The sequence below is a fragment of the Streptomyces sp. NPDC001851 genome (assembly GCF_040297165.1).
In the GTDB taxonomy this organism is placed as follows: domain Bacteria; phylum Actinomycetota; class Actinomycetes; order Streptomycetales; family Streptomycetaceae; genus Streptomyces.
The window spans coordinates 178,722-193,832 of record NZ_JBEOYR010000010.1; the positions used below are offsets into that span (position 1 = coordinate 178,722).

The window sequence follows — 15,111 nt, forward strand, 5'->3', positions numbered from 1 at the left end:
GGGCCTGGGCCATGGACCGTGGCAGCGAGCGGGAGACGCCTCCCGGGAGCGGCACCGGCGGCGCGGCGGCGGGCCGGATTCCGCTGGCCGTGGTCGTCGTCGACCGCTACGGCCTGGTGTCCCACTGGAGCAGCGGCGCCCGGCGCCTGTTCGGCGTGGGCAGGGAGGACGCCGTCGGCCGTGCCGCGGCCGACCTGCTGCCCGTCTCCGGCGCCCTGCCCGAGGACCTGCGCGGCGACACGATGCCCGACGCCCACGAGGAGTACGGCGCACTCGGCCCCGGCCTGGAGGCCTCGCTCGGCGGACACACCGGCTACGCCACCGCCGGCCGCGCCCGCCTCTTCCCGCCCGCGCGGGAACCGGACGGCGAGCGGCTGGACGTGCTGTGGTGGGCCTACCCGCTGGTCGGCCCCGGACCGTCCCGGCTGCTCGTGCTCGCCGCCGACGCCACCCGGCTGCGCGACGAGCGCGGCTACGACGACGAGACCGCCGAACGCATCTCGCCCGGCTTCGCCCGCCACACCGAACTGCCCGCCTTCGAGGAACTGGAACGGCGGCTGCCCGAGATCCTGCCCAACATGGGCCCAGGACTCAGCGGCCGCATCGTCTCGCAGGTACTCGAACTGGGCTATCCGGTCCTGGAGTTCAGCCAGTCCGAGCGGGTGCCCGTCACCCCGTACTGGGGCGTGCCCCGCCGTCCCGGGCGCCCCCGCGCCGAAGCCGCCGTACCGCACCAGCAGCAGGCGGCCGTCGCGGTCCCGGAAGGCGCCGAGCACGACCTGGAGTACGCCGCCGTGCGCGAGCGGCTGGAGTTCCTCAACGAGGTCAGCTCCGCCATCGGTACCTCCCTCGACCTCGGCGCGACCATCCGCGAGGTCACCAGCGCCGCCGTACCCCGGTTCGCGGACTTCGCGGGCACCCATCTGCGCGCCGCCGTCCTCGCCGGTGAGGGCTTCCCGGACGGCCCGCCGGACGCCCACACGGTGATGTTCCGGGTATGGGTCGAGCACAACGACGAACCCGGCCGCTGGGACGACACCGTGCCCGTCGGCGAGTCCTTCGCCTTCCCCGAACACACCCCGTTCTACAAGTGCATGGTCACGGGCGAACCGGTCATCGTCCCGAGGGTGACCGAGGAACTGGGCGACCGCATCTCCGGCGAGTTCGAGAAGCGCGACCTCAGGCCGCTCATCACCGGCCGCTCCCTGCTGATCGTCCCGCTCAAGGCCCGCAACGTCGTCCTCGGCTTCATGGTGCTGATGCGCCGCCCGGACCGCCCGGCCTTCGACGACATCGACCGCACCACCGGCGCCGAACTCGCCGCCCGCGCGGGCCTCGTGCTCGACAACGCCCGCATGTACACCTACCAGGAGAACGTCGCCGACACCCTGCAGGACAGCATGCTCCCGCAGGTCAGCCCCCGGATGGCCGGCTGCGACATCGCCACCCGCTATCTGCCCGGCACCCGGCTCGGGCGGATCGGCGGCGACTGGTTCGACACCATCAAACTGCCCGGCTCGCGCACCGCCCTCGTCGTCGGCGACGTCATGGGACACGGCCTCAACTCGGCCGCCATGATGGGCCAGCTGCGCACGGCCGTGCAGACCATGGCCACCATGGAGACGCCGCCCGCCCAGCTCCTGCGCAACCTCGACGACCTGGCCCGCAGGCTCGGCGACACCTACCTCGCCACCTGCCTGTACGCCGTCTACGACCCGATCCGCGGCGAACTGCACCTCGCCAACGCCGGACACATCCCGCCCGTCCTGGTCCGCGCCGAGGACGGCAGCAGTGAACTGCTCGACCTGCCCACCGGCGCCCCCATCGGCGTCGGCGGCGTCCCCTTCGAGGCCACCCGGATCAGGGTCGGCCCCGGCGACCGGCTGGTGCTGTGCACCGACGGCCTGGTCGAGGTGCGCGGCAGCGACATCGGCGAGGGCCTCGCCGCGCTCTGCGAGTCCGCCGCACACCCCGCCGCCTCCATGGACGACGCCTGCGACACCATCATCCGCGCCCTGAACACCCGCGGCGGCCGCAAGGACGACGTCGCCCTGCTCATGGCCCGCCTCAACGGCATCCCCGACGACCACGTCGCCGAGTGGCGGCTCGACGCCGACCCGCGCGAGGTCGCCCGCGCCCGCCGCGAGGTCCGCGCACAACTCCTTGCCTGGGGGCTGCCGCAGTCGGTTCCGACCGCCGAACTGCTGGTCAGCGAGGTGGTCACCAACGCCGTCCGGCACGCCCAGGACGAACCCGTCGGGCTGCGCGTGGTCCGCACCGACGCGCTGCTGTTCGAGGTCACCGACGACGAACCCGGCCTGCCCGAGATGCTCGGCGCCGGGCCGTACGACGAGTCGGGCCGCGGCCTGCGGGTGGTCAGCCGGCTGGCCCGGGAGTGGGGCGCCAGCGCCTCCGGGCACCGCAAGACCGTGTGGTTCGAACAGGCCATCACCCCAGGAGGATGACGAGCAGGGGGGCGTGCGGTCCGCCGGTGTGCGCCCCCGGAGTGGTCCGGAGTCCATACATCCGGTGAAGGCGGCCCCCCGCCCCTTGCCCCACCGCAGCCCCCCGCGATATCCCGATCACGGAACCGAACCGTGGGGAGAGCACATGAACGTCTCGGACAAGTACCGCAGCAACTGGGAGAGTTACTGGAGCGAGACCCCGGACGGGACGGGCGAGGCGATCTGGGACTGCGACCCCGCCCTGTCCGCCGCACCGCACAGCGCGCTGCTGCTGCCCCACGCGGACCCGGAGCGCACCATCGTCGACCTCGGCTGCGGCAACGGCACCCAGACCCGCTACCTCGCCACCCGGTTCGCGCGTGCCGTCGGAGTCGACCTCTCGCACGCCGCCGTCGAGCACGCCCGCCGCACCACGCGGGACGACGCCGTGGAGTTCCAGCAGCTCGACCTCACCGACGCCCACGCCGTACGCGCCCTGCACGAGCGGCTCGGCGACGCCCACGTCTATATGCGGGCCGTCATCCACCAGAGCGAACCCGAGGCGCGGCCCGCGGTCGCCGCCGCCGTCGCAGAGATCATCGGAACCGGGGGCCGCGCGTTCGTCGCCGAACTCACCTCCGGCTCCCGGGACGTCCTCAAGCGCGCCGCGTCCGAGGGCCCGGGGCCCAAGCTGCAGCGCGTCTTCGACCACGGGCTCAAGCCCGCCGACGCCGACGACGAGGAGATCCCGCGGCTGCTCGGCGCGGCCGGCCTGAAGGTCCTCGCCGAGGGCGACACCGCCCTGCCGCAGACCGAGCACCTGGCCGACGGCACCCGCATCGACCTGCCGGCCCGCTGGTTCGTCCTCGCCCGGGCGTAGGCCCCGCGGGCCTCCACTCCGCCTCGTAGGAAGTTCCCCCTCCGGCGCGTAACGTGAAGCAGCGACACGCCTCTGATCAGCGAGGGGACGGACCCGCGTGAAAATCCTCATCAGTGCCGACATGGAGGGGGCCACCGGCGTCACCTGGCCGGCCGACGTGCTGCCGGGGACGCCGCAGTGGGAGCGGTGCCGGTCGATGTTCACCTCGGACGTGAACGCCGCCGTGGCGGGCTTCTTCGCCGGCGGGGCGGAGCACGTCCTGGTCAACGAGGCCCACTGGACCATGCGCAACCTCCTGCTGGAGCGGCTCGACGAGCGGGCCGAGCTGCTCACCGGGCGGCACAAGTCGCTGTCCATGGTGGAGGGCGTGCAGCACGGCGACATCGACGGCATCGCGTTCGTCGGCTACCACGCGGGAGCCGGCATGGAGGGCGTCCTCGCCCACACCTACCTGGCCAACCAGATCACCGGGGTGTGGCTGAACGACGTCCGCGCCAGCGAGGGCCTGCTCAACGCGCATGTCGTCGCGGAGTACGGCGTCCCCGTCGTCCTCGTCACCGGTGACGACGTGGCCTGCGAGGACGCGCTCGGGTACGCGCCGGAGGCACTGAAGGTGGCGGTGAAGGACCATGTGTCGCGGTATGCGGCGGTGTGCCGCACCCCGGCCCGCACCGCCGCCGACATCCGCGCCGCCGCCAAGGAGGCCGCACAGCTGGCGGTGCGCCACGCACCCGCCCAGGCCGGGCCGTTCACGGTCACCGTGGAGTTCGACGCCGCGCACCTGGCGATGGCCGCGACCGTCGTGCCCGGCGTCGCGCGGACCGGGGAGCGGAAGGTGGCGTACACCAGTGCCACCATGTACGAGGGCATCAGGACGTTCAAGGCGGTCACCACGATCGTCTCCGCCGCCGTGGAGGAGCAGTATGGCTGACCAGCAGGCCGACGACCTCGCCCTGGACGAGGTGGTGGAGTTCACCTCCGGCCTGATCCGCATCGACACCACCAACCGGGGCGGCGGGGACTGCCGGGAGCGGCCCGCCGCCGAGTACACGGCCGAGCGGCTGGCCGGCGCGGGCGTGGAACCGCTGCTGCTGGAGCGCACGCCGGGCCGCACCAACGTCGTCGCCCGGATCGAGGGCACCGACCCCTGCGCCGACGCGCTGCTGGTGCACGGTCACCTCGACGTGGTGCCCGCCGAGGCCGCCGACTGGAGCGTCCCCCCGTTCTCCGGCGAGATCCGCGACGGGGTGGTGTGGGGGCGGGGCGCCGTCGACATGAAGAACATGGACGCGATGATCCTCGCGGTCGTCCGCGGCTGGGCCCGGGCCGGCGTACGGCCGCGCCGGGACCTGGTCATCGCGTTCACCGCCGACGAGGAGGCCAGCGCCGAGGACGGCTCCGGCTTCCTCGCCGACGAGCATCCCGAGCTGTTCGAGGGCTGCACCGAGGGCATCAGCGAGTCGGGGGCGTTCACCTTCCACGACGGCGCCGGCCGGCAGATCTATCCGATCGCGGCAGGAGAGCGGGGCACCGGCTGGCTGAAGCTCACCGCACGCGGCCGGGCCGGGCACGGCTCCAAGGTGAACAGGGAGAACGCGGTGACCCGGCTCGCCGCCGCCGTCACCCGGATCGGTGAGCATACGTGGCCGCTGCGGCTGACCCCGACCGTCCGGGCCGCGCTCGCCGGACTCGCCGCCCTGTACGGCATCGACGCCGACTTCACGGACGTGGACCGGCTGCTGGAGAAACTCGGACCGGCCGCCCGGCTGGTGGAGGCGACTGTCCGCAACAGCGCCAACCCCACGATGCTGAACGCCGGTTACAAGCTGAACGTCATCCCGGGCGAGGCGGTCGCCTACGTCGACGGCCGGTATCTGGCGGGCTTCGAGGAAGAGTTCACCGCCACGCTCGACCAGCTGGCCGGCCCGGACGTGAGCTGGGAGTTCACGCACCGGGAGGTGGCCCTGCAGGCGCCGGTGGACTCGCCCACGTTCGCCGGGATGCGCGCCGCCGTGGCCGAGTTCGCGCCCGACGGGCACGTGGTGCCGTACTGCATGTCCGGCGGCACGGACGCCAAGCAGTTCTCCCGGCTCGGCATCACCGGCTACGGGTTCACTCCGCTGAAGCTGCCCGAGGACCTCGACTACCAGGCGCTGTTCCACGGGGTGGACGAGCGCGTGCCCATCGAGGCGCTGCACTTCGGCGTCCGGGTGCTCGACCGCTTCCTGCGGACGGCCTAGGCGGTGGGGGACGAGGTGCTGACGTCGCCGTACGGATCGTGGCCGTCGCCCATCGACGCCGAGCTGGCCGCCGCGCACGACGGGCAGCCGGAGTGGGTGGGCTTCGTCGGGGACGAGGTGTGGTGGACCGAGCCCCGGCCGGCCGAGGACGGTCGGCGCACGCTGGTGCGGCGCACGGCCGAGGGCACGGAGGAGGCGGTGCTGCCCGCACCGTGGAACGTGCGCAACCGGGTGGTGGAGTACGGCGGCCGGCCCTGGACCGGCGCGGTGGCCGACGGCGGACCGCTCATCGTGTTCACGCACTTCGCCGACCAGCGGCTGTACCGCTATGAGCCCGGCGGCGAGCCGCGCCCGCTGACCCCCCTGTCCTCGGTGGGCGGCGGCCTGCGCTGGGCGGACCCCCACCTGGACCTCGCGCGCGGCGAGGTGTGGTGTGTGCTGGAGGAGTTCACCGGCGACGGCCCCTCGGACCTGCGGCGGGTCCTGGCGGCCGTACCGCTGGACGGCTCCGCCGCCGAGGACCGGTCCGCCGTGCGTGAACTCACCGACGCCCGGCGCCGGTTCGTCACCGGCCCACGCGTCTCGCCGGACGGCCGCCGGGCGGCCTGGCTCGCCTGGGACCATCCGCGCATGCCGTGGGACGGAACGGAACTGCTCGTCGCCGAGATCGGTGCCGACGGCACACTGCATACCGTCGACACCGTCGCCGGCGGACCCGAGGAGGCGATCGCGCAGGCCGAATGGTCGACGGACAACCGTCTCCTGTATACGAGCGACCGCAGCGGCTGGTGGAACCTGTACCGGGACGGCACCCCGCTGTGCCCGCGCGAGGAGGAGTTCGCCGGCCCGCTGTGGAAGCCGGGCCTGCGCTGGTTCGCGCCGCTGGACGACGGTCTGGTCGCGGTCGTACACGGTCGGGGGTCGACCGTACTCGGAATACTGGATACAGAATCCGGCGAGCTCGTCGACGCCGCCGGACCATGGACCGAGTTCGGCGCCACCCTCGCCGTCCACGGCGGGCGCGTGGTCGGCGTCGGCGCCAGTCCGCGCTCCGCATACGAAGTGGTCGAGCTGGACACCGCCACCGGCCACGCCCGCGCCATCGGCGCCCGGCACCGGGACGCCGTCGACCCCGCCTACTACCCCGAGCCGCACATCCGCACCTTCACCGGCCCGGACGGCCGCGAGGTGCACGCCCACGTCTACCCGCCGCACCACCCCGGACGGACCGCGCCCGACGGCGAGGCACCGCCCTACGTCATCTGGGCGCACGGCGGCCCGACCAGCAGGGTGCCACTCGTGCTGGACCTCACCATCGCCTACTTCACCTCCCGGGGCATCGGCGTCGCCGAGGTGAACTACGGAGGCTCCACCGGGTACGGCCGGGCCTACCGCGAGCGGCTGCGCGAGCAGTGGGGCGTGGTCGACGTCGAGGACTGCGCCGCCGTCGCCCGCGCCCTCGCCGAGGAGGGCACCGCCGACCCGGACCGGCTCGCGATCCGCGGCGGCAGCGCCGGCGGCTGGACCAGCGCCGCCTCCCTGGCCACGACCGATGTCTACGCCTGCGGCACCATCGTCTACCCGGTCCTCGACCTGGCCACCTGGGGCCCCGGCGCGACCCACGACTTCGAGTCCCGCTACCTGGAGTCGCTGATCGGACCGCTCGCCGAGGTCCCGGCCCGGTACGCCGAGCGGTCGCCGACCACGCACGCCGACCGGCTCACCGTGCCGTTCCTGCTGCTCCAAGGCCTGGACGACGTGATCTGCCCGCCCGCCCAGTGCGAACGTCTCCTCGCCCGGATCGCGGGCCGGGGCCTGCCGCACGCCTACATCACCTTTGCGGGGGAGGGACACGGGTTCCGGCGGGCCGATACGATGATCCGCGCCCTGGAGGCTGAAATCTCCCTGTACGCCCAGGTGTTCGGGCTGGACGTGCCCGGGGTTCCGAGACTGGAGCTGCACGCGTGAAGGAACTGACACGGCCGAAGCGGCTGGCCCCGGGCGCCCGGGTGGCCGTCGTCGCCACCAGCGGGCCGGTGCCCGAGGAGCGGCTTCAGGCAGGGCTCGACGTGCTGCGCGGCTGGGACCTCGACCCGGTGCCCGCACCCCATGTCCTGGACCGGCACACCGAGTTCGGCTACCTGGCCGGCACGGACGCCGACCGCGCCGCCGACCTGCAGAGCGCCTGGTGCGACCCGGCGGTGGACGCGGTGCTGTGCGCCCGCGGCGGGTACGGGGCACAGCGCCTGATCGACCTGCTCGACTGGGAGGCGCTGCGGGCGGCCGGGCCGAAGGTCTTCGTCGGGTTCAGCGACGTCACCGTCCTGCACGAGGCCTTCGCCGCCCGCCTCGGGCTGGCCACGCTGCACGGGCCGATGGCGGCCGGCGTCGACTTCGTCAAGAACGCCCGGGCGCAGGAGCATCTGCGGGCCACGCTCTTCGCGCCCGAGACGGTCCGCACCATCGCCTCCGGCGGCCGGGCCCTCGTGCCCGGCCGGGCACGAGGCGTCACCCTCGGCGGCTGTCTGAGCCTGCTCGCCGCGGAACTCGGCACCCCGCACGCGCGCCCCTCGGCGGCCGGCGGGCTGCTGTGCCTGGAGGACGTGGGCGAGCAGACGTACCGGCTGGACCGGTATCTCACCCAACTCCTGCGCGCCGGCTGGCTGGAGCGGGTGCACGGGGTACTGCTCGGCTCCTGGGAGGACTGCTCCCGCTACGAGGCGATACGGCCGCTGCTGGCCGACCGGCTCGGCCCGCTCGGTGTACCGGTGGCGGAGGAGTTCGGCTTCGGCCACTGCGCCGGCGCGCTGACGATACCCTTCGGCGTCGCAGCCGAACTCGACGCGGACACGGCCACGTTGACGCTCGACGAGCCCGCGCTGCGCTGATCGCGTCCACTGAATCCCCGTCAACAACCCCGCGCGCGTCGATCGAGCCGCGCCTGACACGTGTCAACACAAGCTCCGGCCGGACCTGCCGGCCGGTACCCGTGTGCCTCAGTGTGGAGGACCCCGTGCCCCGACGTGCACCCCGACCGGCGCGCCGCCGCGCGTCCCGACCCCGTGCCGCCTTAGGACAGAAGGCGCTCGCCGCGCTCCTCGGCGCGGCCCTCACCGCCCCGCTCACCCTCGCCGCCGGCCCGGCCCACGCCGCCGGCCGGTACACCGTCACCCCGCTGACGTTCACCGTCCGGGCCGGTGGCCGCAGATGTACGGTCGACGCCGACCTGTACCGTCCCGCCGGCGCCGACCACGCCCACCCCGCGCCCGCCGTCCTCGGCACCAACGGCTTCGGCGGCAGCAAGTCGGACGGCTCCACCGACGCCATCGGCAAGGTCTTCGCCGAGCGCGGCTACGTCTCCCTCGTCTACTCCGGCCTCGGCTTCGGCCGGACCGGCTGCCTGATCTCCCTGGACGATCCCGGCATCGACGGCAGAGCCGCCTCCAGCCTGGTCGACTTCCTCGGCGGCAAGCGCACCGCCGACGACGGCACCCGCGCCGACTTCGTCACCCTCGACGCTCCCGGCGACCCCCGTGTCGGCATGATGGGCGGTTCCTACGGCGGCGCGATCCAGCTGGCCACCGCCTCCGTCGACCACCGCGTCGACGCCCTCGCCCCGCTCCTCACCTGGCACGACCTCGCCTACGCCCTGGACCCGAACAACGCCGTCGACGCCCCCCGGGTGCCCGGCGCCTTCAAGTGGCAGTGGACCAACGGCTTCTACCTGGTCGGCGAGAGCCAGCCGCTGACCGTCCCGGACCTCGATCCGTCCCGGATCAACTCGCTGGCCTGTCTGCACTTCGTCTCCGGCGTCTGCGACACCGTCCGCACCCTCAACTCCGGCAGCTACCCGGCCGACCGCACCGCCCGGCTGCTCGCCTACACCCGCAGCGTCTCCCCGGCGGGCTACCTCCGCCGCGTACAGGCGCCCACCCTGCTCGTCCAGGGCCAGGCCGACACCCTGTTCAACCTCAACGAGGCGACGGCCAGCTACCGCACGCTCAGGGCCCAGGGCACCCCGGCCGCGCTGATCTGGCAGTCCTGGGGGCACAGCGGCGGCATCACCGCCCCCGCCCCCGGCGAACTCAGCATGGCCGGGGGCGACCTGGGGTCCAGCTATGTCGGCCGGCGCATCCTCGCCTGGTTCGACCGCTACCTGAAGAAGGACGACAGCGCCGACACCGGTCCCGCGTTCGCCTACTACCGGGACTGGATCGACGACCCCGCCCACACCTACGCCACCGCCGGCCGGGTCCCCGCCCTCAGCCGGACCCTCTACCTCTCCGGGGACGGCAAGCTGGTCGGCCACCGCACCGAAGTGGTCCGCGGCAGCCGCAGTTACACCAACGGCCCCTTCCCGACGAGTCATTCGGAAAGCTCCCTGATCGAATCCCTCGGCCTGCCCGACCCGCAGCCGTACGACACCGAGGGCACCTTCCTCGCCTGGACGAGCGCGGCCCTCACCGGGAACCTCGACGTCGTCGGCGCCCCGCAGGCCACCCTCCGGGTCGTCTCCCCGCAGGCCGAACGCACCCAGGACTCCGGCGACGCCGCCGACCGGCTGGTGCTGTTCGCCAAGCTGTACGACGTCGCGCCCGACGGCACCCAGACGCTGGTCCACCGGCTGGTCGCCCCGGTCCGGGTACCGGACGTGACCAGGAGCTTCACCGTCACCCTGCCGGGCATCGTGCACCGGTACGCGCCCGGGCACCGGCTGCGGTTCGTGATCGCGGCGAGCGACGACGCCTACTTCGGCAACCGGGGGATCAAACCGGTGACCGTGGCCAGCGCGCCCGGGGACACCGGGGTGCTGCGGCTGCCGGCCGTCGGCGGCTGAGCCGGGCCCGGGGCGAGGCCGGCGGGGTGGGAAAACCGGGCGACCGTACGGCCCGCGACGTACGATGCTCCGATGCCGCACACCGCACCCCACTACCTCGCCGAGGGTCCCCGCGTGGCCATCCGTCACTTCACCCCGCAGGACGGCCCCGAGTTCACCGCACGGACCCGCGAGAGCAAGGACCTGCACCGGCCCTGGCTGTTCCCGCCGGACACCGAGGAGGCCTACGCCGCCTACGCCGGACGGCTGGCCGAGGACCCGACCAAGGAGGGCTTCCTGGTGTGCGAGAAGGGCACCGGGGACAGCGCCGTCATCGCCGGGTTCATCAACATCAACAACATCGTGCGCGGCGGCTTCCAGTGCGGCGCCCTCGGTTACGGCGCCTTCGCCCACGCCGCCGGGCGCGGCCTGATGCGCGAGGGCCTCGACCTGGTCATCGGGTACGCCTTCGGGCCGCTGGGACTGCACCGGCTGGAGATCAACGCCCAGCCGGGGAACACCGCCTCCCTCGCACTCGCCCGGGGCGCCGGGTTCCGGCACGAGGGCTTCTCACCCGACATGATCTACATCGACGGCGCCTGGCGCGACCACGAGCGCTGGGCGCTCACCGCTGAGATGCGGCCCGCCCGGTGAGCGCCACGGGCGCCTTTGCGCAATCCTGACCAGCAGGTCCCCTGGCCGAGTGCCGCACCGCCGGGTTCCATGGTCATCGTGACGAGGATCCGACGTGAGGTACTGACGCTGCCCGCCGCGCAGTTGGGCCCCGACAACCCGCTGCCCCCACTGCGCCCCCTCGACGAGCTCCAGCGCATCGACGACCGCGACCGGGACGGCATGCCCCGGGACATGGCCCGCCGGCTGGGCCACGAGCCGCTGCACAGCCTGCTCCCGGTCCGCGTCCGCGACGGCTACGGCAGAACCCGCGAACCCCGCGCCCTCGACACCCTGGTGATCGAGAACGACCGGCTGCGCGCCACCGTCCTGCCCGGCCTCGGCGGCCGCATCGCCTCCCTGCTCCACCTGCCCACCGGCCGTGAACTCCTCTACCGCAACCCGGTGTTCCAGCCCGCCGGCTTCGCCCTCAACGGCGCCTGGTACTCCGGTGGCATCGAATGGAACATCGGTGCCACCGGCCACACCACCCTCTCCTGCGCCCCCCTGCACGCCGCCCGCGTCCCCGCCCCCGACGGGGGAGAGATGCTGCGCCTGTGGGAGTGGGAGCGGCTGCGCGACCTGCCCTTCCAGGTGGACCTGTGGCTGCCCGACGGCTCCGACTTCCTCTACGCCGGCGTCCGGATCCGCAACCCGCACGAACGCCCGGTGCCGACGTACTGGTGGTCGAACATCGCGGTGCCGGAGGAGCGCCGGGTCCTGGCCCCGGCCACCGAGGCCTGGCAGTTCGGCTACGAGCGCCGCCTGCGCCGGGTGCCGGTCCCCTCGTACGACGGCATCGACCGCACCTACCCCCTCAACAGCCCCCACGCCGCCGACTACTTCTACGAGATGCCGGACGGCCAGCGCCGCTGGATCGCCGCGCTGGACGCCGACGGGCACGGGCTCGTCCAGACCTCCACCGACGTGCTGCGCGGCCGCAAGCTCTTCGTGTGGGGCAACCGGCCCGGCGGACGGCGCTGGCAGGAGTGGCTGACCGAACCCGGCACCGGCGGCTACTGCGAGATCCAGGCCGGACTCGCCCGCACCCAGCTGGAACACGTCCGGCTGGAGGCCGAGAGCGAGGTGGCCTGGCTGGAGGCGTACGGCCCGCTCGACGCGTCGCCCGACGGCGAGTGGGCGCGGGCCGTCCAAGGGGCCGGGGAGCGGCTGGAGTCGGCCCTGCCCCGCACCCGGGTCGAGGAGGCGTACGCGGCGTGGAAACCGTACGCCGACACCGAACCCGGCGAGACGCTGGCCACCGGATCCGGCTGGGGCGCCCTCGAAGTCCTGCGCGCCGACTGGAAACTGCCCGGCACCCCGTTCCCCGAGGCCACGCTCGGCGAGCCACAGGCACCCTGGCGGGACCTGCTGCGCACCGGCTCCCTGCCCGAGCCGCGCCGGGTACGGCCGCCCCACGAGACGCTCGTCGCCCCGCACTGGCGGGACATGCTGGAGGCCGCGCCCGCCACCCCGCACACCGAGTACCACCTCGGGATCGCCCAGTGGCACGCCGGCGACCGCGCCCAGGCCGTCCGCAGCTGGGAGCGCGCCCTGCCCCTCGCCCCGTCACTGTGGCCATTGCTGCGCTGTCTGGCCGTCGCCGACCAGGAGTCCGGCCACCACGAACGAGCCGCCGAACGATACGCCGACGCCTTCGACGACCTGTGCCGCGAGCGCCGCGACGACGGCGGCGCATGGACCGCCGCCGTCGCCGCGCTCGGCCGGGAAGCCCTGGAGGCGCTGCTGCGGGTGCGGCGGACGGCGGACGCCCGCGCCGTCTGGGACCGGCTGCTGCCCGCCGTCCGCGAACGCGGCCGGTTCCGGCTCCTGGAAGCCGAACTGCTGCTCGCCGAGGGACGGCCCGGCGAGGCACGGGCCGTCTTCGACGCCGGGTTCGAGGTCGCCGACCTGCGGGAGGGAGAGGAGACCATCGGCCGGCTGTGGGCCCGCCTCACCGACGAGCCGCTGCCCGCCCGCCACGACTTCCGGATGCGGCCCGAGACGCCCTGAGCGGCGGTGGGGCCGGGCGGTCAGCCGCACTGGTCGACGTACTCGAAGACCGACCCGTCCGGGTGCATCGCCAGCAGATTCCGGCCCGCCGGCGTCGGCACCGGCCCCGCGACGATCCGGGCACCGAGATCGGTCAGCAGCCGGTGCGCCTCGTCCACGTCCTCGACCGCGATGGTCGCCGCCACCCGGCGCAGGATCTCCAGTTCCGCCTCCGGGCCGCTCATCAGCAGAAACGAGCCGATCGCGGCGACCTGGACCCCGCCGCGCTCGAAACGCAGGGCTCTGCCGCCCGCCAGCCGCTCGTAGAAGGGGATCGCGGTGTCGAGGTCGTCGACGCAGATGCGCAGCGAAGCGCCCAGAATCTCCATGCGTCCGAGCCTAGTTGGGGCGGCCCCGGCCGTGCAGGCCGCCCGCGTTACCCGCTGTGTCCGCCGGGTACCCGCAGGGCATGGACCGTTTGGATCACCTGGAACACCTGGACAAGCACCTTGTCGAAGAGCTGGCACAGGTGGCACGCGAGACGGTACGCGACGAACTGCGCGAGCAGAGCCGCAAGCAGCGCCGCACCGCCCTGCTCTACGCCGCGTCCGGCGCCGCCGCCCTGTACGCGGGCGCCGCCGTGGCCCTGGCCGTGGGCCTCGCCCTGGCGATCGGCCTGCCCGGCTGGGCCGCCGCCCTGATCACGGCGGCGATCCTGGGCGCGGCCGCGTACGCGCTGCGGGGGGCCGCCCACCCGAAGCCGGGTCACCCCTCCGCACCGGGCCGCGTCATCGGCGGCACCGCGCCGGCCGCCCCGCCGAGCGGCCTGGGCGTGCCGTACCCGCCGATGCCGACGGAACCCCCGGGCACGGGGGACACGGGCCACCACCGGGCCTGAGGCCCGTATCCCCCATCGCCCCAGCCGTCATCGCCCCAGCTGGGGCAGCACCTTGGTCCGGTAGAAGTCGAAGAACCCCCGCTGATCCGGCCCGATCTGGTTCACGTACACCCGGTCGAAACCGGCGTCGCCGAACGCCTTCAGCGTGGACACATGCTGCTCGACGTCGTCCCCGCACACCACCTTCTCGCCGACCATGTCCTCGGTGACCAGCTCGTGCAGCTGCTCGAAGTGCCGCGGCGACGGCAGCACCTGCCCCATCTCGCCGGGCAGCAGCTCGTTGTACCAGAGCGAGTGCACCGTACGCACGCAGTCGTCGCGGTCGGTGCCGTAACACACCTTCGTCCCGCCGCTGACCGGTTTGGCCCCGCCCCCGCCCTTGCGGAACCGGGTGACCATCTCCTCCTCCGGCATCATCGTGATGTAGCCGTCGCCCACCCGCGCGGCCAGCGACGTCGCCTTCGGCCCGAAACCGGAGATGTCGATCGGGACGGGTTCCTCGGGCACCGTGTACAGGCGCGCGTTCTCCACGGTGTAGTGCGTGCCGTGGTGGTCGACCTCCTCGCCGGTGAACAGCCGGCGCATCACCTGGATCGCCTCCTCCAGCATCTCCAGGCGGACGTGCAGCGGGGGCCAGCGGTCGCCGAGGATGTGCTCGTTGAGTGCCTCACCCGTGCCGACGCCGAGCCGGAACCGGCCCTCGGTCATCACCGCGCTCGTCGCCGCGGCCTGCGCCGTCACCGCCGGGTGCATCCGCACGGTCGGACAGGTCACCGCCGTCCCGACCGGCAGCGACACCGCCTCCGACAGGGCACCGATCACCGACCACACGAACGGGCTCTGCCCCTGCGCGTCGTTCCACGGGTGGAAGTGGTCGGAGATCCACAGTGCCTGGAAGCCCGCCTGCTCGGCCATCCGGGCCTGCTCGACGAGGGCGGCGGGGTCGTGCTCCTCGCTCGCCAGGAAATAGCCGTACTCGGGCATGGAACGTACTTCCGTGTCGGCGCCACCGGTCCGGGTGTGATCCGGCCCGGGCCCGGGTAACCGGGGGCCCCGGCGCGAAACGGGGGCGGTGCCGCGTTCGGGTACCGGGACCGGCGTACGGGTGACCCGCCCGGAGTTTGGGTGGCCCGGCCCCGGTTACGCGGAAGGCCTCGGACGAGCCACAC

12 protein-coding genes are annotated in these 15,111 nt (G+C 73.6%); 10 read left to right on the forward strand and 2 right to left on the reverse strand.

Translation table 11 applies throughout. The features are described from left to right. Window positions 1-11 precede the first annotated feature (11 nt). The 9 genes from ABT171_RS17130 to ABT171_RS17170 all read left to right on the forward strand — a co-directional run bounded on the left by ABT171_RS17130 (window position 12) and on the right by ABT171_RS17170 (window position 13,065). Entirely contained in the window at window positions 12-2,465 is a 2,454-nt protein-coding gene (locus ABT171_RS17130; RefSeq protein ID WP_351244435.1) for an ATP-binding SpoIIE family protein phosphatase, read from the forward strand. A gap of 145 nt (window positions 2,466-2,610) precedes the next feature. Then, window positions 2,611-3,324, forward strand: a complete 714-nt coding sequence (locus ABT171_RS17135) for a class I SAM-dependent methyltransferase (protein ID WP_351244437.1) — start codon at window positions 2,611-2,613, stop codon at window positions 3,322-3,324. A 97-nt stretch (window positions 3,325-3,421) separates the two neighbouring features. After that, entirely contained in the window at window positions 3,422-4,255 is an 834-nt protein-coding gene (locus tag ABT171_RS17140; protein ID WP_351244439.1) for a M55 family metallopeptidase, read from the forward strand. Beyond that, complete coding sequence (locus tag ABT171_RS17145) at window positions 4,248-5,564, forward strand: M20/M25/M40 family metallo-hydrolase (RefSeq protein WP_351244441.1); 1,317 nt, start codon at window positions 4,248-4,250, stop codon at window positions 5,562-5,564. The genes ABT171_RS17140 and ABT171_RS17145 overlap by 8 nt, the downstream gene beginning before the upstream one ends. Before the next feature lie 3 nt (window positions 5,565-5,567). Beyond that, window positions 5,568-7,532 carry a dipeptidyl-peptidase 5 gene (locus tag ABT171_RS17150; protein WP_351244443.1) on the forward strand — a complete coding sequence of 655 codons (1,965 nt, stop codon included), beginning with the start codon at window positions 5,568-5,570 and terminating at the stop codon, window positions 7,530-7,532. Beyond that, a complete protein-coding gene (locus tag ABT171_RS17155) occupies window positions 7,529-8,452 on the forward strand; it encodes a S66 peptidase family protein (RefSeq protein WP_351244445.1) in 924 nt (307 codons plus the stop codon). Before ABT171_RS17150 ends, ABT171_RS17155 begins: the two co-directional genes overlap by 4 nt. A 125-nt stretch (window positions 8,453-8,577) precedes the next feature. After that, window positions 8,578-10,401: a CocE/NonD family hydrolase gene (locus tag ABT171_RS17160; protein WP_351244447.1), complete on the forward strand. Its 1,824-nt coding sequence runs from the start codon at window positions 8,578-8,580 to the stop codon at window positions 10,399-10,401. Window positions 10,402-10,473: 72 nt separating this feature from the next. After that, the gene (locus ABT171_RS17165; RefSeq protein WP_351244449.1) at window positions 10,474-11,034 is read left to right on the forward strand and encodes a GNAT family N-acetyltransferase; all 561 of its coding nucleotides are present in this window, start codon (window positions 10,474-10,476) and stop codon (window positions 11,032-11,034) included. Between the two features lie 69 nt (window positions 11,035-11,103). Then, window positions 11,104-13,065, forward strand: coding sequence for a DUF5107 domain-containing protein (locus tag ABT171_RS17170; RefSeq protein WP_351244451.1), 1,962 nt, complete (start codon window positions 11,104-11,106; stop codon window positions 13,063-13,065). Between the two features lie 20 nt (window positions 13,066-13,085). Here the strand turns inward: ABT171_RS17170 and ABT171_RS17175 are convergent, their stop codons facing one another. Next, entirely contained in the window at window positions 13,086-13,433 is a 348-nt protein-coding gene (locus tag ABT171_RS17175; protein WP_351244453.1) for a VOC family protein, read from the reverse strand. Between the two features lie 80 nt (window positions 13,434-13,513). On the opposite strand from ABT171_RS17175, the gene ABT171_RS17180 reads away from it, so the two are divergent. Next, complete coding sequence (locus ABT171_RS17180) at window positions 13,514-13,942, forward strand: phage holin family protein (RefSeq protein WP_351244455.1); 429 nt, start codon at window positions 13,514-13,516, stop codon at window positions 13,940-13,942. A gap of 27 nt (window positions 13,943-13,969) precedes the next feature. Here the strand turns inward: ABT171_RS17180 and ABT171_RS17185 are convergent, their stop codons facing one another. Continuing rightward, the gene (locus tag ABT171_RS17185) at window positions 13,970-14,926 is read right to left on the reverse strand and encodes an LLM class F420-dependent oxidoreductase (protein ID WP_351244457.1); all 957 of its coding nucleotides are present in this window, start codon (window positions 14,924-14,926) and stop codon (window positions 13,970-13,972) included. Window positions 14,927-15,111: the final 185 nt, after the last annotated feature.